The sequence below is a fragment of the Litchfieldia alkalitelluris genome (genome assembly GCF_002019645.1).
Lineage (GTDB): Bacteria > Bacillota > Bacilli > Bacillales > Bacillaceae_L > Litchfieldia > Litchfieldia alkalitelluris.
Genome location: NZ_KV917374.1, coordinates 2,636,541 through 2,657,545 on the forward strand (window position 1 = coordinate 2,636,541; position 21,005 = coordinate 2,657,545).

Genomic DNA, 21,005 nt, shown 5'->3' on the forward strand with positions numbered 1-21,005 from the left:
CAATGGATAAAGATAAGAATAAAGGATTCTTAGAATCTATTAAACAAATGTTCTTTCCATCAGATGAGAATCCGCCTGATAAAAAGACGAAAAAGAACAAATATCTTTTAATCGTTTTAGCAGCTGGAATTGTCTTTATGTTGGTGGGTAATCTTTTTTCAAATGGCACAACTACTCAATCATCAATTCCAGTTTTCAAGGAAAGTGCTGCTGAAGATGTTGAGGAGACATTTGGACAGAAGGATTCTGTAGAGTCTCTAGCAATCTCTGAATATGAGAACAAATACGAAAATGACTTAAAAGAAGCATTAGAAACAATTATAGGTGTTAGTGATGTGACAGTTGTCGTTAATGTGGATGCAACTGAAACAAAAGTTCTCGAGAAAAATTCGATCACCCAAAGCCAAACGACCAATGAAAAGGATCCAAATGGCGGTGAAAGAAAGGTTGAGGACTCATCAGTAGATGAACAAGTTGTCATTATCAGGAAGGACAACAGTGAAGAGCCGATTGTCATTAAGATTGAGAAACCAGTGATAAGAAGCGTTCTTGTTGTTGCTCATGGTGCTGACAACATTAAAATAAAACAAATGGTACTAGAAGCTGTAACAAAGGGACTTGATGTTCCAGTCCATAAGGTTGCAGTAATGCCTAAAAAATCTAAGGGGGATTCATAAGATGTTATTAAAAAAGCAAACAGTTTGGTTATTAACAATGTTAAGTTTAGTAGTGGTATTGTCAGTTTATTATATTACATCACCAGATGTAACAAATGAAAATGTAGCATTCGATTCAGAAGGTGTTAATGAAGAAGGCGCTGATACAGAAACAGGAGCGACTGCAAAGGACGAGGCTGCAAATGACGAAGCTGCAGCAGAAGAAGGCGTTGATGTATCTCTTGAGGAAGCAGAAGATGGAAGCATGATTTCTCATGTTGAAAGTGATGAGTTATTCACAGCACTTCGTATGGAAATTGAAGACTACCGAAGCAAGGTGAAAAGTGAGTTACAAGCTAGAATCGTTTCTAAAGATTTAACTGCTGAAGAAAAAAATGCGGCATATGAAGAAATGAGAGAGCTAGATGCAGTTGCGTCAACAGAATCATTCCTGGAAATCTTAATTAAAGGCAGAGGGTATGATGACGCTCTAGTTCGAGCAGATGGTAATGAAGTGAAGGTTACAGTGAAAGGTAAAGAAAGCTCAGCAGCTGATGCGAACGAAATCATGCGTCTTGTACGTAATGAGATCGACGGATTACAAAATGTTACCGTATCATTTGATGTTAAGTAATAATGATTTCACATTCTAACGAGAGGCGTATCCGTGTTAAAGCGGATACGCTCTTTTTGAAGAAGAATTTATAGATATAAGGATTATTAAGATAATAAAATTCAAATGAGTTCTAGTTCGAAAATTGAATCCAAAACCTTATCACTTAGAGAATGATAACGCTTTACTATTATGATATAATCGACTCAAACTAAGAAATGTCCTGGGGTCCTATTGAATGCAGAGCCACTCTATCGTATCATGTTAGTATGTGGTACTAATACTAACAGATAAACTTTTTAATAGTAATTTCTTAAAAAATGAAGTATGATGGAGTGGTATGACCACTTATGATGATACCCATAGAGGATAAAATGTTTTGGGGTCTATTCTCTAACAATAAGGAGTGTAAGATCATGTTAAAAGTACAAGAAATCAGAGAGTTAATTAAATTAATTGATCAATCGAATATTGATGAGTTTTCGTATGAGTATGAAGGATCAAAAATAAAAATGAAAAAGCATAAGGAAGCTGCACCTCAGGCAGTAAGTGTCGTAGAGCAAGTTGCACAACCTGTCGCAGCACCGCCAGTACAACAAGCTGCACCTGCTACACCAGCACAAGCCGTACAAGCACCAGCTGAAACAGCACAAGATAACTTACATAAAATTACTTCACCAATGGTAGGAACATTCTATTCTGCGTCATCACCTGATGCACCTCTATATGTAAATGTAGGGGACAAGGTAAAAGCAGATACAGTTGTTTGTATTGTTGAAGCGATGAAACTATTTAACGAAATTGAAGCTGAAGTAACTGGTGAAGTTGTTGAGATATTGGTTGAAAATGGACAACTAGTCGAATACGGACAACCTTTATTCTTAGTGAAGGCCTAGTAAGGAGCGAAACCTATGATTAAAAAGTTATTAATTGCGAACAGAGGAGAAATCGCTGTACGGATCATCAGAGCATGCCGAGAGCTTGGTATTGAAACTGTCGCAGTTTTCTCTGAGGCAGACCGTGAGTCATTGCATGTCCAGCTAGCTGATGAGGCGTATTGTATCGGTCCTAAGGCATCAAAGGATAGTTATTTGAATTTTACTAATATTATCAGTGTTGCAAAGTTAACTGAAAGTGAAGCAATTCACCCGGGATATGGATTCCTTGCTGAGAATGCTGATTTTGCAGAGCTTTGCCGTGAATGTAATATTATCTTTGTCGGTCCAAGCCCTGAGGCAATCTCGAAGATGGGGACAAAGGATATCGCTAGAGAGACGATGCGTGAAGCAGGTGTTCCGATTGTTCCTGGATCTCAAGGAATTGTTGAAGATGCGAAGGCAGCTGTTGAATTAGCAAATCAAATCGGATATCCTGTTATCATTAAAGCGACTGCTGGTGGTGGAGGTAAAGGAATCCGCGTTGCTAAGAATGAACAAGAATTAGTAAAAGGAATTAACATTACTCAACAGGAAGCTGCTACAGCGTTTGGTAATCCGGGTGTTTATCTTGAAAAATATATTCAAGATTTCCGTCACGTTGAAATCCAAGTACTTGCAGACAACCATGGGAATGTGATTCATTTAGGAGAGCGTGATTGCACGATTCAACGTCGACTTCAAAAATTAGTCGAAGAAACACCTTCTCCAGCATTAAATGAAAACACTCGTGCGAAAATGGGAGATGCTGCTGTTAAAGCTGCGCAGGCTGTTAATTATTCTGGTGCAGGAACCATTGAATTCATTTATGACCATAATGAAGATTCATTTTACTTCATGGAAATGAATACGAGAATTCAGGTTGAGCACCCTGTTACAGAAATGGTGACTGGTGTGGATTTGATTAAAGAGCAAATTAAGGTTGCTTCAGGTCAAACACTTTCGCTTAAGCAGGAAGATGTTCAATTTAATGGATGGTCAATTGAATGTAGGATTAATGCTGAAAATCCAGAGAAGAATTTTATGCCTTCTCCTGGTAAAATAAATATGTACCTACCACCTGGTGGATTAGGTGTTCGAGTGGATTCTGCTGCTTATCCAGGTTACACAATTCCTCCTTATTATGATTCAATGATTGCTAAATTGATTACATATGGAGCAACTAGGGAAGAAGCAATATCAAGGATGAAAAGAGCATTGAGTGAGTTTGTGATTGAGGGGATTCATACGACAATCCCATTCCATTTGAAATTAATGGAGCACGAAAAATTTGTAGATGGCCATTTTAATACAAAGTTTCTTGAATTATATGAGGTAATGAAGCCGTAAACTATAAACGGAGGTGCTTTTAATGTCAGAAAACAATATTTTAGAAATGAATCAAGGGAATAATAGTCTTGGTAAAGTAGAGATTGCACCAGAGGTCATTGAAGTTATTGCAGGGATTGCTGCTTCTGAAGTAGAGGGAGTCGCTCAAATGAAAGGGAACTTTGCTGCTGGTGTAGTAGAGCGTCTTGGCAAAAAGAATCACGGAAAAGGTGTAAAGGTTGAATTAACTGAAACTGGTGTCATCGTAGATGTTTTTTGTGCAATGAACTTCGGAGTTTCTATTCCAAACGTTGCCCAAAAAATCCAAGACAACATTCGTCAAGCACTACTTAACATGACAGCTCTAGAAGTGGACGAAGTAAACATCCACGTCGTCGCAGTCGTATTCGAAAACCAAAAACAAGAAGTACCATACGACCAAGAAATGTAATAAATAAAGATTTTTAAAAACTAGCTACTATTGAAACTCGCACCATGAAGAAGAATGGTTTTGCTAAATTGGTGTGAAATGAGCGGAGAACCACTCGACTCCTGCGGGATATACGGGGCAAAGTGAGACCCCGCAGGAGCCTGCGACGAGGAGGCTCACCGTCCCGCCCGCGGAAAGCGAGTGGATCGGAGCGAATGGAACTCTCTAAACTAAGTAATTAGTGTAAATTACAAAAGAAGTACCTGACCCCCATCGTAAATCAATATCTTTTCATCTATTTGGAAAAGATATGATAAACGAAACCGTCAGGTACTTTTTTTTGCCTAAATTTTCTTACGCCAGAAAAATGTGCTATGATAAAAGTAAAATAATTGTCGAAGTTAAAAGGAGCAAAAAGAAATGAAAAGACGTACAGCAAGAGAAAAAGCACTTCAAGCATTATTTCAGATAGATGTTGGTGATAGTGACCCAAGAGAAGCGATCGAAAGTGTATTAGAAGAAGGACCTGGCGATGATTTCTTAAATCAACTCGTTTTTGGAGTCGTAGAGCATAAAGAAGAAATCGATACGCTATTACGTCAAAACTTAGAAAAATGGAACTTAGAGAGAGTAGCTAACGTAGACCGTTCAATTCTACGAATGGCAATTTTTGAGTTGAATTATGTAGACGAAGTCCCACCAAAGGTAAGTATTGACGAAGCAATAGAGCTTGCAAAGGTTTTCGGTGACGATAGTTCAGGACGTTTTATTAATGCAGTTCTATCGAAGGTTACAACAGCTCTGAATTAATCTCGCTTTTTGGCTCATAAAGGGGAAATACAATGAGTGATACAAAACGTTATTTAACTGTGACTGCGCTCACTAAATACATAAAAAGAAAATTTGATTATGATCCACACCTACAAGATATTTGGATTCGGGGAGAAATTTCGAACTTTAAATCACATAGTCGTGGACATATGTATTTTACGATTAAGGACGAAAATGCACGTATACAAGCAGTCATGTTTTCTAGTCAAAATCGTTCGATTCAATTTAAGCCAGAGGATGGAATGAAGGTTCTTATCCGAGGAGAAGTAACAGTATATGAACCAGCAGGTGGCTATCAAATTTATGTCAAAGAAATGCAACCGGATGGAATTGGAAATTTGTATTTGGCATATGAAGAACTGAAAAATCGCTTGGCGAGTGAAGGTTTATTTGATGAAAAATATAAAAAATCGTTACCCTTATATCCTGAAACAATTGGTGTAATTACGTCGCCCACAGGGGCAGCTGTCCGAGACATTCTTACGACCATTAAGAGAAGATACCCGATTGGGAAGGTTATTATTTTCCCTGCACTTGTTCAAGGAACAAATGCAGCAGCCTCAATCGCTAAATCAATTAGTTTAGCTAATCAGATGAATAATGTTGATGTGTTAATTGTTGGCCGGGGCGGTGGCTCAATCGAGGAACTATGGGCTTTCAATGAGGAAATTGTTGCTAAAACAATCTTTCAATCAGATATTCCGATCATTTCAGCGGTTGGTCATGAAACTGACTTTACAATAGCAGATTTCGTTGCAGATTTACGAGCTCCAACTCCAACTGCAGCGGCAGAACTAGCGGTCCCTCATATTGTAGAATTGGCTGAAAGAATCACAGTTAGGCAAGCTAGACTTTTACGAACGATGAAAGAAAAGATTACACTACAACATGACCGACTACAATCTTTGCAAAAATCATATGCTTTCAGATTCCCGAAAAATCTATATGTTCAAAAAGAACAACAGCTAGATCGAATATACGATAAATTCTTAGTGGAATCATACCGAAATATCAAAGATAAACAAGAGTTGTATAAAACTCTTAGTCTTCGTCTAAAGTATCAGCATCCTGAAGAAAAACTTTTGAAAGCAAATGAACAGTTGCTTAGTGTCGAAAAAGTCTTGCAAAAAGAAATAAAAAACTTACTTAAGCATTATAACCATACCTTTCAAGCAAACGTTTCTAAGCTAAATGCTTTAAGTCCATTGAAAATTATGGAACGAGGATATAGCCTTGCTTACGATCAAGAGGGAGCATTGCTGAAAAGTGTTAATACAATTGAAGCAGGTGATTCTGTTCGAGTAAGGTTGCAGGATGGCCAATTAGATTGTCAAGTGTTAAAGGTAGAGGAGAGACATATAAATGAGTGATAAAGAAAAAGTATCTTTTGAGGATGCCATGAAAAAGCTTGAGGATATTGTTTCAAAGCTTGAAGAAGGAGACGTCCCTTTAGAGCAAGCGATAAATTATTTTCAAGAAGGGATGAAGCTTTCAAAGCTTTGTCATGACAAATTGCAAAATGTTGAAAAACAAATGGATCAAATATTGAAAGAAGATGGAAAACTAGAAGCATTTACGATTCAGGAGGAAGAATAGGTGAACGTAAATGAGATAGAAACATATTTATCCGAACAAAAGCGAGTATTAGAGCAAGCTTTGCCAGGTTTTATAGAGAAATTAAATGCGCCAAATGTTCTCAAGGATGCGATGAGTTATTCACTCGAAGCTGGGGGAAAACGGATTAGACCTCTTTTATTTTTTTCTACATTAAAAGCATTCGGAAAAAGAGAAGAAATTGGTCTCCCGGTAGCTTGTGCTATTGAAATGATTCATACGTACTCTCTTATACATGATGATTTACCAAGTATGGATGATGATGATTTACGAAGAGGTAAACCAACAAACCATATTATCTTTGGTGAAGCTAACGCGATTCTAGCTGGAGATGCATTACTTACCTATAGCTTCCAGCTTATTTCTGAAATGGTTGATGATGAGATTGATGCAACTATTAAATTAGCGCTTATCGCTGAGTTAGCAAAGGCTGCTGGGGCTGAAGGGATGGTCGGAGGACAAGTTGCGGATATTGAAGGTGAAGGTGAATCATTAACTCTTGAAGAGCTTGAATATATTCATAAGCATAAAACAGGAAAATTACTTGCTTATAGTATTATTGCCGGAGGATTACTGACTAATGCAAATCGTGAGCAGTTAGATATGCTTGAAAAATTTGCCTTACACCTTGGTTTAGCTTTTCAAATCCGCGATGATATTTTAGATATCGAAGGAAATCAGGATGAAATAGGAAAACCTGTTGGAAGTGATACTTTTAATGATAAAAATACATATCCTTCATTACTTACACTTGATGGTGCGAAATTAAAGCTTGAGTATCATATAAGCGAAGCTAATTTAATTTTATCTGATATGAGTATTGATACGGAAATTTTAGGTTATTTATGTCAGCTAGTTGCTTCACGTAATAAATAGTAACTTTTTTGATGTTTAGCACAGATGCATAGCTTCTCAAGATTAAGCTAATTTGGGGCGGATAAGTAAAAAAATGCTATGCTTGCTTGTCCAATAATTCCCATTCGATTGAGAAGTCATCAAGATTATGATATACTTAACCTTAGAAAAATGGTGGTGCAGTATTCTAGTCAATTCTCCAATCCTGAAGACGGGCCTAAAAATCCGTCAAAGGGCACATCGATGAAGTCCCTTGCGCTGGCTTGAGGCGCCCAGCCTTGGGTTGGTGTTGGGGGTTAAGGTCGCAGGGCGATCCACAATGGCATGTGGGCGTTGACCCTGCTTCCGTGGAGGCCCATTTTTGTAGGAGTCAGTTTCGATCCTATGGGGTGGGGTATGAACCTGTGTTGGTCTCAGGAGGAGATTCAAGCAGCGTAGCCTGCCTTGAGTGGAGTTAAGGGGATTATGGTTGGAATGTATATGTCAGTTGGCCATTGATATATCCAGAAGGTAAGCCCATATGAAATTAACTTTGCAAAAGAGGCTAGGGACTGGTTAAGAATTGTTCGAGGAAAACTCCTAGACTGTTCTTTTCTGACATGTGAAAAGGATTGCAGTACGGACTAAGTGGTAATCCAGTCTAGCACTTGGTGACAATGCTAAGGTAGGTTTGAAGGGAAACCGCCACGGTGGCGACACTTGGTATCTACTTGGGAAATCCTACTGGACCTAAGCCGTAAAATTTACTTTTCATATGACCACCATTTACATAGTATTTTTTAATTGGCTAGTTTTTTTCTTTAACTATAATTACTTCAAAAAAAGAAGTGTTTATATGTAAAAATAGAGCCTAACTAAGAAATAGGTGAAAACTATAATGAAACAACATATACGTGAATCAATAAATTGGAGTCTTGGGATTGCCGTTATCACTTTTGTGTTAGCGGCTATTTTTACTATTGTTTCAACCTTTGCTTTATCAGGACTAACATGGGCTGTTGGTACATTAGTTGTTTTAATAATTGTACTTATAGGGATCTTTTTTGATATGCTAGGAATTGCAGCAACAGCAGCTGATGAAGTGCCATTCCATGCAATGGCATCTAAAAAGGTAAATGGGTCAAAAAGTGCTATACATATCGTTCGTAATGCTGATCGGTTTGCTAGCTTTTGTAATGATGTTATAGGTGATATTTCCGGAATTATCAGTGGAACCGCGACTGCGATTGTTGTTTTGCAGTTAACTGTGTCTACGCAACATACTGAAGGATCTGTTTTTCACTATGTTGTGTCAGTTGTTTTTACAAGCCTGGTCGCTGCCTTAACAGTTGGTGGCAAGGCGATTGGTAAGTCGATGGCGATTCGATTTTCAACCGAAATCATATTTCAAGTTGGTCGCATCTTTCATTTTATTGAAAACAAGTTTAAAATTGTGATAATAAAGGATAAAAAGAAACAGAGAAATTCGAACCGAAAGTGAGTGGTCCTCTTGGATCTATCAGCAATAAAAAATCCAGCGTTTTTAAAGGATATGACAAATCAAGAATTAGAGGCGCTAAGTAAAGAAATTAGAAAATTTTTAATAGAAAAGCTATCTGTTACTGGAGGACACATTGGTCCAAATCTTGGGGTAGTGGAACTAACTATCGCATTACACAAAGAATTTGATAGCCCAAAAGATAAATTTATTTGGGATGTTGGGCATCAGTCTTATGTTCACAAAATTCTTACTGGTAGAGCTTGTGACTTCGATACGCTACGCCAATACGAGGGGTTATGTGGTTTTCCTAAGCGTAATGAGAGTGAGCATGATGTTTGGGAAACTGGTCATAGCTCAACGAGTTTATCAGCAGCAATGGGCATGGTTGTTGCGAGAGATTTGAAAAAAAGTGGAGAGTTTATTTTACCGATTATTGGTGATGGAGCATTAACTGGTGGAATGGCCCTTGAAGCGTTAAATCATATAGGGCATGAAAAGAAAGATATGATCGTAATCTTGAACGACAATGAAATGTCTATTGCGCCAAATGTTGGAGCACTTCATAATGTTCTTGGAAGATTAAGAACGGCTGGGAAGTATCATTGGGTTAAAGATGAGCTAGAATATCTTCTGAAAAAAATCCCTGCAGTTGGTGGAAAGCTTGCAAGCACAGCTGAGCGGGTAAAAGATAGCTTGAAATATTTTCTTGTTTCTGGTGTCTTTTTTGAAGAACTAGGATTTACTTATCTCGGACCAGTAGATGGACATAATTACGATGATCTATTCGAAAATCTCCAATACGCGAAAAAGACGAAGGGTCCCGTACTTTTACATGTTTTAACAAAAAAAGGTAAAGGGTATCGCCCAGCCGAGTCTGATACGATTGGTACTTGGCATGGAACAGGTCCATATAAAATTGAAACAGGTGATTTTGTAAAACCTACTAACATTGCACCGGCATGGAGTTCGTTAGTAAGTGAAACAGTTAGGAAGCTAGCTCGTGAGGATGACCGCATTGTGGCGATTACACCGGCGATGCCTGTGGGATCAAAGCTTGAGAACTTTGCGAAAGAGTTTCCAGAGAGAATGTATGATGTTGGGATCGCTGAGCAACATGCAGCAACCATGGCAGCTGGCCTAGCCACACAAGATATGAAGCCATTTTTAGCGATTTACTCGACCTTTCTACAAAGGGCTTATGATCAAGTTGTCCATGATATTTGTCGTCAAAACTTAAATGTGTTTATTGGAATTGACCGAGCAGGATTGGTTGGGGCTGATGGAGAAACACATCAAGGTGTTTTTGATATCGCCTTCTTAAGGCATATTCCTAATATGGTTCTAATGATGCCAAAAGATGAAAATGAAGGTCAACACATGGTTAAAACTGCAATTGATTATAATGAAGGACCGATAGCTATTCGATATCCAAAAGGAAACGGTTTAGGGGTTAAGATGGATGAAACCTTAAAAGCATTACCGATTGGTTCTTGGGAAGTGTTAAAGGATGGACAAGATATTGCCATTTTAACATTCGGTACTACGATACCGATGGCACTTGAAGCAGCTGAAAAATTAGAAGCCGAAGATGTTTCTGTAAAAGTGATAAATGCAAGATTTATTAAACCGCTTGATGAAGATATGCTTCATGGATTATTTGCATCAAAAATGCCTATCTTAACAATTGAGGAAGCTGTTCTACAGGGTGGATTTGGAAGTGCTGTAATTGAATTTGCGCATGACAAAGGTTATTATCAATCCACGATTGATCGAATGGGAATTCCAGACAAGTTTATTGAACATGGAAATGTTAATGAACTTTTAGAAGAAATTGGACTAACGACCGAGGACGTTCAAAAAAGAGTTCATCGCATTTTACCAAAAAAACAAAAAAGGGCATGATTATGGGAACAAAAAAAGAACGATTAGATGTGATCCTTGTTGAACGTGGTCTGATCGAGACCAGAGAAAAGGCAAAGAGAACAATCATGGCAGGTCTAGTCTATTCTAATGAAGAAAGACTAGACAAGCCTGGAGAAAAAGTGGATCGTGAAATCCCTTTAACTATTAAGGGGAAAGTAATGCCTTATGTAAGTCGCGGGGGTCTAAAGTTAGAAAAGGCGCTTCAAGAATTCGAACTAACGATTACTGATAAAATACTAATAGATATCGGTTCTTCAACAGGTGGATTTACTGATTGTGCACTTCAGAATGGCGCTAAACTTTCATATGCACTTGATGTTGGCTATAATCAGTTAGCGTGGAAATTGAGGCAGGATGAAAGGGTAGTCGTAATGGAAAGGACGAATTTCCGTTATGTGAAACCTGAGGATTTTCAGGAAGGCCTACCAACTTTTGCTAGCATCGATGTTTCATTCATTTCGCTTAAATTGATTTTGCCAGTATTAAAAACGATTCTTGTTCCAAACAGTGATGTTGTTGCTCTTATTAAACCTCAGTTTGAAGCAGGAAGAGAACAAGTTGGAAAAAAAGGGATTGTTAGAGACCCTAAAGTTCATGAACAGGTTATTAACAAAATTGTCGATTTTGCAATCGCTGAAGGCTATGATTGTGTCAATTTATCGTTTTCGCCAATTACCGGTGGAGATGGTAACATCGAATTTTTAGTCCACTTAAAATGGCTTGAACCCGATCATATTGGCGAGATTCAATCATCTGTTTCTCCTAATGAAGTTGTTGCTCAGGCTCACCGAATACTTAAAGAAAAGAATGAATAAAACCTATTGATGACTAAGATAAAACAAAACTAATGAAAATTTAGTTGAAGTTTGATTAGTCATCTTTTTGTCTTTGGGCTAAATTCGACAATGTGTAAAATTTTTTCAAAAAAAATGTACATTTTTGACGTTATCGGCTAACATTAAGGGTATAAAAATACAATGTGAGTTATAGGTATTTTATTTTGCGAGGTGCCAACATGAATAAAGGTCAGCGTCACATAAAAATTAGAGATATTATTACTAATAATGATATTGAAACACAAGATGAGCTAGTTGATATCTTAAAGGATGCAGGGTTTAATGTTACCCAGGCAACCGTATCCAGAGATATAAAAGAATTGCATTTAGTAAAGGTTCCTCTCATTGATGGCAGATACAAATACAGTTTACCAGCCGATCAACGCTTTAATCCCCTTCAAAAGCTTAAACGAGCTCTGATGGATGCATTTGTTCGTATCGACGGTGCTGGGCAATTAATTGTCATGAAAACATTGCCAGGAAATGCGAATGCCATTGGGGCACTAATAGATAATCTAGATTGGGAAGAAATTCTTGGTACCATTTGTGGTGATGATACGATTTTGATTATTTGTAGATCAGATCAAGTCACAGATGAGATTTCTCAACGATTTATTGACATGCTTTAAAATATAACAATCAAATAAATAAAATAGAGAAAGGTGGCGTGATTCTATTTGCTAGCAGAGCTATCAATAAATAATTTTGCAATTATTGAATCACTATCCATTTCGTTTGAAAAAGGGTTAACAGTTTTGTCAGGAGAAACTGGTGCAGGAAAATCCATTATTATCGATGCCATTCATCTGCTAGTAGGTGGAAGGGGCTCTTCAGAATTTGTTCGTTTTGGTGAAAAAAGAGCAGAAATCGAAGGGTTATTTTTGCTAGATGATCAAAACCACCCCTGCTTTACGAAAGCAGTAGAATTTGGTCTAGAAATAAGTGATGGCATGGTTGTTTTACGTAGAGATATAGCGATGAACGGAAAAAGTGTGTGTCGCATTAATGGAAAGCTTGTTACAATCGCCATCTTAAGGGAGTTTGGACGATCATTAATCGATATTCATGGGCAACATGAGCATCAGGATCTTATGTTTTCAGATCAACATATGGCTTTGCTTGATGAGTATGGTGGGGAGAAAATTGCAAGTTCAGTTCAAGAATATCGCTCTATATTTAAAAAATACAACGATGTTAACAATCAAATGAAAAAGCTTACTGAAAGTGAGCAAGAAATGGCTCACCGTTTAGATTTAATACAGTTTCAACTCCGAGAGATTGAACAAGCAAGGTTACAACCTAAAGAGGATATCGACCTATTAGAGGAAAAGCGAAAGATATCTAACTATGATAAAATTTATCGGGCACTTCAAAATAGCTACAATGCTCTCAATGGGGAACAAAAGGGATTAGACTGGATTGGATTAGCAATGAGTCACACTGAGGGAATTTCAGATTTGGATGATGAACTTAAGTTGATTCATGAAACGATCTCAAATAGCTTTTATATGCTTGAGGAGATGTCCTATAAAATCCGTGACCAACTCGATAACTTAGACTTTAATCCAAAGAGATTGGACTTTATTGAAGGGCGATTGAATGAAATCACGCATTTAAAGAGAAAATATGGTCAAGATGTAGAAGAGATTCTTGAATATGCCTCAAACATTCAAGAGGAACTTGATACAATTGAAAATCGTGATGGGTTGGTTGAAAAACTTAAAAAGGAATTACAATCAGTCACTCAAGACCTTTTAGTTGAGGCTAAAAATATTACGTCGATTCGAAAACAATTTGCTAAAGTTCTTATAGATAATATCCACCAGGAATTAAGGGATTTATACATGGAAAAAACATCCTTTGATATCGTTTTTTCAAGTACACTTGATTCGGAAAATAAAATAGGAAGCTTTAAAAAGGATGGTATTGATGCTGTAGAGTTTTATCTCTCGACAAATCCAGGAGAACCATTGAAACCATTATCAAAAATTGCTTCGGGCGGAGAGTTATCACGGATTATGCTTGCGATGAAAAGTATATTTTCAGTACATCAAGGAATCACTTCGATTATATTTGATGAAGTGGATACTGGTGTAAGTGGTCGTGTGGCCCAAGCGATCGCTGAAAAAATGTACAATATATCAGTAGGTTCACAAGTTTTATGTATAACGCATCTTCCGCAGGTCGCAGCCATGGCGGATACTCATTTGTATATCTCTAAAGAAATTACCAATAATCGAACCAAAACTTCAATAAAGGCTTTGTCTAAAGAAGAAAAGGTGATCGAGATAGGCAGAATGATTGCAGGTGCTGAAATTACTGATTTAACGACAGAACATGCAAAAGAACTATTGCAACTTGCACAAAATACAAAAAAAGAAATGCTATCCAAATAGGGTAGCATTTTTTAGTTCATTTTTAGTTATAAATGTTCGGTGTTAAGGCCAAATTAAAGAATGTAGCCAAGTAATGGTGTGTGGGTTAGGAGCGAGGAGAGTGATTTGATTTGAATAGAGATAAAATTAGAAAAATTATAGGTGCATTTCTCCTTGTTTCACTAGTAGCATTAGGGTTCTGCCAGCCTTTAAAAGAAATGATTAACATTCCAAATCAGTTAACCCTTTTTGAAGGACAAGACTATTCATTAGATACTTCGTTGCCAGTTTCCGCAAAAATAAGCTATGGCGATGATGTTGAAGCATTTTCTTCAAACAAAGAAGATAACACCCTTTCGATTAATGGGAAAGAAAGTGGTGAAGGCACAATGATGCTTGAACTTGCGGGTGTACCCGTAAAAAAGATGGATGTGGATGTACTTTCAGATTTTAAAGTGATTCCTGGCGGACAGTCAATAGGTGTTAAACTAAATACATTAGGAGTTTTAGTTGTAGGACACCACCAAATAGAGACCGAAGATGGAAAACAATCACCTGGAGAAATTGCAGGGGTTGAAGTTGGGGACATTATTAAAGAAATTAACGGAAAGAAAATTGAAAAAATGAGTGATGTAACACCATTCGTTCAAGAAGCTGGTAAAACAGGAGAACCGTTAAACTTAGTCATTGCTCGAGAAAATGAAGAATTTAAAACAAAGCTTATTCCGATGAAGGACAAAAATGATAAATCATTTCGTATCGGTTTATATATCCGAGATTCAGCTGCAGGGATTGGTACAATGACATTTTACCATCCTGATACACAAAAATACGGTGCCTTAGGGCATGTGATCTCTGACATGGATACAAAAAAACCGATTGTTGTCCAAGATGGACAAATCGTTAGATCGACAGTTACTTCAATTCATAAAGGAAGTAATGGTGAACCAGGTGAGAAGTTAGCACGTTTCTCATCAGATAAAGAAATTATTGGAAATATCACTCGAAATAGCCCTTTTGGGATTTTCGGTGAATTGAATAAACAAGTGAATAATGGGATTATGGATAAGCCCATACCAATCACGCTTTCAAATCAAGTAAAAGAAGGTCCCGCAAAAATTTTAACCGTGGTAGAAAATGACAAGGTCGAAGAATTTGACGTTGAAGTAATCAGCTCAGTTCCGCAGAAATTCCCTGCAACAAAAGGAATGGTTGTAAAAATAACTGATGAACGTTTACTAAGTAAAACCGGTGGGATTGTCCAAGGTATGAGTGGAAGTCCGATCATTCAAGATGGAAAATTAATCGGTGCTGTTACACATGTATTCGTCAATGATCCTACATCAGGTTATGGTGTACACATTGAATGGATGCTTAATGAAGCTGGTATCGATATTTATAGCAAGGATAAAAAGCAAAAAGCGAGCTAATGCTCTCGCTTTTGCTTTTTTTTATGGGTTATCTAAGAGAGAAAATGGAATACTAGGTCAAAGTATCCAAGGAAAATCTTTAAGTTTTATCTTAATTAGTGCTTTATGTAAATCTTACGAAAATTTAGCAAAATATGTTTTACAAAACTTTTTTTTAGCCTTATATTAGTAATAGAAAGATTTTTCGACAAAATCATAGGGTGAATTTTGTCAAATGACATTTTTAGTCGAATTATTAAGTATAATGGAGATAAATCTAGATTTCAATGTTTTTTTACGATTTTTTTCAAAAAATAAAGGATTTTTTATTGCATTGTCGAATTGATTCTTTAGAATAGAGATATACACATAAGATATTTAAAGGGACTTAGATTTTTGAGGAGGAACAAATGTTGAAGAAAATAAAGGTTTGTATAGTGGATGATAATAAGGAATTAGTTAACCTATTAGAAGAGTATGTATCAAGCCAAGAAGATATGGAAGTTCTTGGAGTAGCATATAATGGTCAAGATTGTTTGAACTTATTACAAGACCAACAACCTGATGTATTATTATTAGATATTATTATGCCACATCTTGACGGGTTGGCTGTTTTAGAAAAATTACGTGAGATGAGCTTAGAACAGATGCCGAATGTAATTATGCTTACTGCCTTTGGCCAAGAAGATGTAACTAAAAAGGCTGTTGATTTAGGCGCTTCTTATTTTATTTTAAAGCCATTTGACCTTGATAATCTTGGAAGTCATATTCGCCAAGTAAGTGGAAAGTCAACTACAGTCATCAAAAGACCACTAGCTGGATATAAGACACAGGTGGAAAATTCAGGACCTAGAAATCTAGATGCAAATATTACGAGTATCATTCATGAAATAGGTGTTCCTGCTCATATTAAAGGATATTTATATCTTCGTGAAGCAATTTCAATGGTATATAATGATATTGAACTACTGGGATCAATTACAAAGGTTCTGTATCCAGATATCGCAAAGAAATATAATACAACTGCTAGCCGTGTAGAGCGTGCTATTCGTCATGCAATTGAGGTAGCATGGAGTCGCGGGAATATTGATTCAATCTCTTCATTATTCGGTTATACTGTAAGCATGTCGAAAGCTAAACCAACCAATTCAGAATTTATTGCGATGGTGGCTGATAAGCTTCGTTTAGAGCATAAAGCTTCTTGAAGGGGTAAGGACTCTGAGTGAAATTCAATCACTTGTGGTGTGAATATTGGCCTGTTTAAACATATCTTTAAATGATATTCTATAGCGCAAGAGTTTACGATAATTGAAATATAAGAAACACCTTTTATTTGTTGAAGTATTTTCAACAGATAAGAGGTGTTTTTTTGTTAGATAAGAATATATACAATATTAACCGAGTGTGGTGTCTAGCACCAGGCACCAGTGGATCTAGGTGTAAGGCATGTAATCACAACGGATAAGCCAACGGATAAGCAAAAAAGCGCCTTCTAAGATGAATTTTTAGGATTACACGTGATGTCTTCTTCCACCATCGACATCTTCTTAAGAATTAATAATGGAACAGATCATATGTTATCGGTCATTAGGGTAGGCATTGGAACTCATAGGCGGAGAAATTCCGGTTAATGTGTCTGGTAGGGGCTAAAGTAGCAGATATAAGCGGAAATATTCCGGTAAACTCCTCTAATGTATGACTAAATCTAAAGATTAGGTTCATATAAGCGGAAAAACTCCGGTTATTGTTAGGGAAATGTTGATATTTCCCAATTTAAGCGGAATTTTTCCGTTTAAATTCAACCACAAATCAACATTAATAGTACACAGCCATTCAAAAAGAAAGCAAAAGTAGAGTGTAAAAAGTGTGGTGGATAAATGTATCCTTTGTAATGATGAGGAGTGGTTGTCATAGAGTTCAACTCATCTGATTTCATTATACAAAAAAGGACCGGGTGTTAGCCCGGTTCTTAATGTGGTTCTCTTTAATTGATTTACAAAATGGTAAACTGTTTTTTACAGAATATTATAGAATAAATATGATACTATGGAATTATGATGATAGAAGACAAATAAAAGTTCCCATATTGTACATACATTACTCTAAATGATAGATGTAGTTATTTATCCTCTTTTTCAAGCTCAACCATTTTTTGAATTAAAATATGTTGTGGCATATGCATAACTTGTTCCAAAGGTACGCCCAGTGCCTTTGCTAATTTTTGTGCAGTTTCTGCACTTATTTGTAGTGGTTTCATGTGAAAAACCCTCCTTATAGATGGTGATTATAAAGTACGATTAAAATCGTTATGATGCTTAATATTAGTATAACAAAAAGGAGAGGACCAGCAATGAAAAAAACAAAGATATTTGGTCATAGAGGAGCAGCGGGGACACATCCTGAAAATACAATGATTTCGTTCAAGGAAGCAGCAGAGGTTGGTGCTGATGGAATTGAGCTTGATGTACAATTGTCAAAAGATGGCGAGGTTGTCGTTATTCATGATGAGAAGGTTGATCGAACAACTAATGGTAAAGGTTATGTAAAAGATCTCAGTGTTAAAGAGTTGAAAAAACTAGATGCGAGCCATAAATTTTCAAAAAAATATGGGTTTTGTGGAATTCCTACTTTAGAAGAGGTCTTTGAATGGGCGGAATCAAATCAGCTTGAAATAAATGTAGAATTTAAAAATAGTTTATTCGAGTATGAGGGTCTTGAAAGGAAGTCGATTGAATTAGTACATAAATACAAACTCCAAAACAGAGTGATTTTCTCATCGTTTAATCACGAAAGTTTAGTGAAAGCATATAAGATTGATCCGACAATCGAAGGGGCAATCCTTTATATGGAGAAAATGTATGAACCGTGGGAATATGCAAAAATCCTGCATTTAGGAGCAATACATCCCTACCGTAGAACTGTTCGACTAGATATTGTGGAAGCCTGTCGTCAGAACAAAGTTGCCATTCGTCCGTTTACAATAAATGATAAAAAAGAAATGAAAAAATTAATTGATTTTAACTGTGATGCCATCATTACTGACTACCCTTCAAAGGCACTTGAAATAAGAGATAAGGGTGCAGGAAGTAAAATACTTGGGTTTTTATGATTTACGAAGAATCTCTTTTCTAAAAAAAATGATCGAAAAAGAGGTGTGTTCTCGATATTTGGAGAACACACCTCTTTTTATTTTTGAAATCGCTTCTGAACTTTGTTTCTTTTGCGATCACGATGTAGAACAAAACCGGCAATAAACCCAAGACCTATAATAAAGAAAATTAACCCGATTAAGAATTGAAGCCAACCATAGGGAATGAGTGGATGAATGATATTAAAAATCATGTCCCGCATGAGTTTTATTCCGTAGGCAGCGATAACACCTGGAATTAACATAATAATTAAAGCGATAATTCGTTGCATAGCTTTTTTCCTTTCAAGAAAAATAATCTCTATATCGATTGTTATTCTAAAAAAAAGATTTGTCAAGTAAGAAAAAGTTAAGTATGATAAGGGTATGCAAGAAATTGCACTTTAAGTATGTGTCAAATGAAAGAGTGTGCAAAATATTGCAAATTTAATACAGTGTTTATGTTATTAACTGATTTTAGAAAGTAGAAGCCGGATACAAGGAGTTGGGGTATTTGCAAACAGTATTAATAGTAGGTGCTGGAAAAGGTGGAACAGCTTTATTAGAAAATCTTTATAATACAAAGATGATAAGAATAATAGCTGTTATTGATATAAATCCAAGTGCCCCAGGTAGACTATTAGCTAAGAAATTAAATATTCCTGACGACGATGATTGGCGGAACTACTTATCAGATAAAATAGATATCGTTGTTGAAGCAACTGGAAATGAAAAAGTGTTTCAAGCTATTAGGGAAGTTAGAGGGAAACGTACAGTTGTTATTCCCAGTTCTGTTGCACATGTAACAGCTCAGTTGATGGAAGAGAAGGAAGAGTTAATATCAAAACTTAGAGATGAATCTTATAAGCATGACCTGATTTTTAATTCTACCCATGACGGAATGATTGTTGTTAATCAGGATTGTGAGATTATTCTGTTCAATAAAAGTGCTGAAAAAATAACAGAAATACCAAAAGCGGAAGCTATTGGTCGACATATTGATAAAGTTATTCCATTAAGTAGACTGCCTGGTGTTCTTTCTTCTAGAAAAATTGAAGTGAACCAAGAGTTGCTTTTACACAATGGAAAGAAAATTATAACGACAAGAATTCCGATGATAAATGAGTCGGGGATTCTTTTCGGTGCATTTGCAGTATTTAAAGAAATTACTGAGGTGGTTACTCTTGCTGCGGAGATAACGAACTTAATGGAAATACATACAATGCTTGAAGCAGTCATTCAGTCGTCGGATGATGCGATTTCAGTTGTAGACGAGCAAGGAAGAGGAATTATAATTAATCCAGCGTATACGAGAATAACGGGGCTTACTGAGGAAGAAGTTATTGGAAAGCCTGCGGATGTAGATATTTCTGAAGGTGAAAGTATGCATATGCAAGTTTTAACGACAAGAAGACCGGTTCGGGGCTTTAAATTAAAAGTTGGTCCTAACAAACGGGACGTTGTTGTTAATGTTGCTCCGATTATAGTTGAAGGTAAGTTAAAGGGAAGTGTTGCGGTCATCCATGATATGTCTGAAATCCGAACTTTAACTAACGAACTTCATCGTGCAAGACAAATTATTCGTACGCTAGAAGCTAAATATTCGTTTGAAGATATTATTGCAATATCTGAGGAAATGAAGGTGGCAATTGAACAAGCGAAGCTAGGTGCAAAAACGCCAGCGACGGTTCTGTTGCGAGGGGAATCTGGAACAGGAAAAGAATTGTTCGCTCATGCCATCCATAATGCTAGTGACCGAAAATTTAACAAGTTTGTTCGGGTGAATTGTGCAGCTCTGTCAGAATCATTATTAGAAAGTGAACTTTTTGGTTATGAAGAAGGAGCATTTTCAGGGGCTAAACGCGGTGGTAAGCGTGGATTATTTGAAGAAGCTAATAACGGAAGTATTTTCTTAGATGAGATCGGTGAATTATCTGCTAATACACAAGCAAAACTATTAAGAGTTCTACAGGAAAATGAAATTGTTCGTGTTGGGGGGACAAAGTCTATTACGATCAATGTTAGAGTGATTGCTGCAACGAATGTAAACCTAGAAAAAGCAATTTCGACTGGGGCGTTTCGAGAAGATTTATATTATCGACTTAACCGGATGCCGATACATATTCCACCACTGAGGATGAGGAAGCAAGATATTACAGAACTTTCACATCATTTACTACATAAAATTAACCAGGATTATGGTCGGAAAATAGAAGGGTTAACACCGGAGGCAATCGATTATCTCATGCTTTATGATTGGCCAGGAAATGTAAGGGAACTTGAAAATGTTCTTGGACGGGCTGTTATTTTCATGAATTCTAATGAGTTCTTTATAGACATTAAACACATTCAATCGTTATCTACGATAAATAATCCTGAACCAAGCAATGGTACTCAGGTTGTAATTGAGAAAGATCAACCTCTCTCAGAAATGGTGGAGATATTTGAAGCGAAAGCTATAAAAGAGGTCCTGGATCGACATGATGGTAATAAAACAATAACTGCAAAGTCGCTCGGAATCTCATTGCGAAGTTTATATTATAAGCTTGAAAAATATAACCTTGCAAATAGTGGCATGCAATAAATTGCATGTTTTGCAAAAAAATGCAAGGA

At 36.7% G+C, this 21,005-nt stretch carries 20 protein-coding genes; 18 read left to right on the forward strand and 2 right to left on the reverse strand.

Annotated features, from left to right (window positions below):
- Positions 1–2: 2 nt before the first annotated feature.
- The 16 genes from spoIIIAG to spo0A all read left to right on the forward strand — a co-directional run bounded on the left by spoIIIAG (position 3) and on the right by spo0A (position 16,470).
- Positions 3–677 (forward strand): stage III sporulation protein AG, encoded by a 675-nt coding sequence (gene spoIIIAG / locus BK579_RS12135; protein ID WP_078545818.1) that lies wholly within the window; start codon positions 3–5, stop codon positions 675–677.
- Between the two features lies 1 nt (position 678).
- Positions 679–1,290, forward strand: a complete 612-nt coding sequence (locus tag BK579_RS12140; protein WP_078545819.1) for a SpoIIIAH-like family protein — start codon at positions 679–681, stop codon at positions 1,288–1,290.
- A 395-nt stretch (positions 1,291–1,685) separates the two neighbouring features.
- Positions 1,686–2,165: an acetyl-CoA carboxylase biotin carboxyl carrier protein gene (gene accB / locus BK579_RS12145; protein ID WP_078545821.1), complete on the forward strand. Its 480-nt coding sequence runs from the start codon at positions 1,686–1,688 to the stop codon at positions 2,163–2,165.
- 15 nt (positions 2,166–2,180) lie between these two features.
- Entirely contained in the window at positions 2,181–3,533 is a 1,353-nt protein-coding gene (gene accC, locus BK579_RS12150; protein WP_078545823.1) for an acetyl-CoA carboxylase biotin carboxylase subunit, read from the forward strand.
- Positions 3,534–3,555: 22 nt separating this feature from the next.
- Positions 3,556–3,963, forward strand: coding sequence for an Asp23/Gls24 family envelope stress response protein (locus BK579_RS12155; protein ID WP_078545825.1), 408 nt, complete (start codon positions 3,556–3,558; stop codon positions 3,961–3,963).
- A 399-nt stretch (positions 3,964–4,362) separates the two neighbouring features.
- On the forward strand, positions 4,363–4,752 hold the full coding sequence (gene nusB, locus BK579_RS12160) for a transcription antitermination factor NusB (RefSeq protein WP_078545827.1): 390 nt from the start codon (positions 4,363–4,365) through the stop codon (positions 4,750–4,752).
- Positions 4,753–4,784: 32 nt separating this feature from the next.
- The gene (gene xseA, locus BK579_RS12165) at positions 4,785–6,143 is read left to right on the forward strand and encodes an exodeoxyribonuclease VII large subunit (protein ID WP_078545829.1); all 1,359 of its coding nucleotides are present in this window, start codon (positions 4,785–4,787) and stop codon (positions 6,141–6,143) included.
- Positions 6,136–6,369 (forward strand): exodeoxyribonuclease VII small subunit, encoded by a 234-nt coding sequence (locus BK579_RS12170; protein ID WP_078545831.1) that lies wholly within the window; start codon positions 6,136–6,138, stop codon positions 6,367–6,369. Before xseA ends, BK579_RS12170 begins: the two co-directional genes overlap by 8 nt.
- Positions 6,370–7,263, forward strand: coding sequence for a polyprenyl synthetase family protein (locus BK579_RS12175; protein WP_078545833.1), 894 nt, complete (start codon positions 6,370–6,372; stop codon positions 7,261–7,263).
- An 856-nt stretch (positions 7,264–8,119) separates the two neighbouring features.
- Positions 8,120–8,722 (forward strand): hypothetical protein, encoded by a 603-nt coding sequence (locus BK579_RS12180; RefSeq protein ID WP_078545835.1) that lies wholly within the window; start codon positions 8,120–8,122, stop codon positions 8,720–8,722.
- 9 nt (positions 8,723–8,731) lie between these two features.
- Positions 8,732–10,624 carry a 1-deoxy-D-xylulose-5-phosphate synthase gene (dxs, locus tag BK579_RS12185; RefSeq protein WP_078545837.1) on the forward strand — a complete coding sequence of 631 codons (1,893 nt, stop codon included), beginning with the start codon at positions 8,732–8,734 and terminating at the stop codon, positions 10,622–10,624.
- A gap of 2 nt (positions 10,625–10,626) precedes the next feature.
- Complete coding sequence (locus tag BK579_RS12190) at positions 10,627–11,460, forward strand: TlyA family RNA methyltransferase (RefSeq protein ID WP_078545839.1); 834 nt, start codon at positions 10,627–10,629, stop codon at positions 11,458–11,460.
- A gap of 200 nt (positions 11,461–11,660) precedes the next feature.
- Entirely contained in the window at positions 11,661–12,110 is a 450-nt protein-coding gene (gene ahrC, locus BK579_RS12195; protein WP_078545841.1) for a transcriptional regulator AhrC/ArgR, read from the forward strand.
- A 48-nt stretch (positions 12,111–12,158) separates the two neighbouring features.
- A complete protein-coding gene (recN, locus tag BK579_RS12200; protein WP_078545843.1) occupies positions 12,159–13,877 on the forward strand; it encodes a DNA repair protein RecN in 1,719 nt (572 codons plus the stop codon).
- Between the two features lie 110 nt (positions 13,878–13,987).
- Complete coding sequence (gene spoIVB, locus BK579_RS12205) at positions 13,988–15,286, forward strand: SpoIVB peptidase (RefSeq protein ID WP_078545845.1); 1,299 nt, start codon at positions 13,988–13,990, stop codon at positions 15,284–15,286.
- 389 nt (positions 15,287–15,675) lie between these two features.
- On the forward strand, positions 15,676–16,470 hold the full coding sequence (spo0A, locus tag BK579_RS12210; RefSeq protein ID WP_204524713.1) for a sporulation transcription factor Spo0A: 795 nt from the start codon (positions 15,676–15,678) through the stop codon (positions 16,468–16,470).
- Between the two features lie 914 nt (positions 16,471–17,384).
- Here spo0A and BK579_RS12215 read toward each other — a convergent pair.
- Positions 17,385–17,522 (reverse strand): YycC family protein, encoded by a 138-nt coding sequence (locus BK579_RS12215; RefSeq protein ID WP_078545848.1) that lies wholly within the window; start codon positions 17,520–17,522, stop codon positions 17,385–17,387.
- Between the two features lie 93 nt (positions 17,523–17,615).
- On the opposite strand from BK579_RS12215, the gene BK579_RS12220 reads away from it, so the two are divergent.
- Positions 17,616–18,374 carry a glycerophosphodiester phosphodiesterase gene (locus BK579_RS12220; RefSeq protein WP_078545850.1) on the forward strand — a complete coding sequence of 253 codons (759 nt, stop codon included), beginning with the start codon at positions 17,616–17,618 and terminating at the stop codon, positions 18,372–18,374.
- A 77-nt stretch (positions 18,375–18,451) separates the two neighbouring features.
- Here BK579_RS12220 and BK579_RS12225 read toward each other — a convergent pair whose 3' ends face one another.
- Entirely contained in the window at positions 18,452–18,685 is a 234-nt protein-coding gene (locus BK579_RS12225) for a DUF2627 domain-containing protein (RefSeq protein ID WP_078545852.1), read from the reverse strand.
- Positions 18,686–18,906: 221 nt separating this feature from the next.
- On the opposite strand from BK579_RS12225, the gene BK579_RS12230 reads away from it, so the two are divergent.
- Positions 18,907–20,976, forward strand: a complete 2,070-nt coding sequence (locus tag BK579_RS12230; RefSeq protein WP_078545854.1) for a sigma 54-interacting transcriptional regulator — start codon at positions 18,907–18,909, stop codon at positions 20,974–20,976.
- Positions 20,977–21,005: the final 29 nt, after the last annotated feature.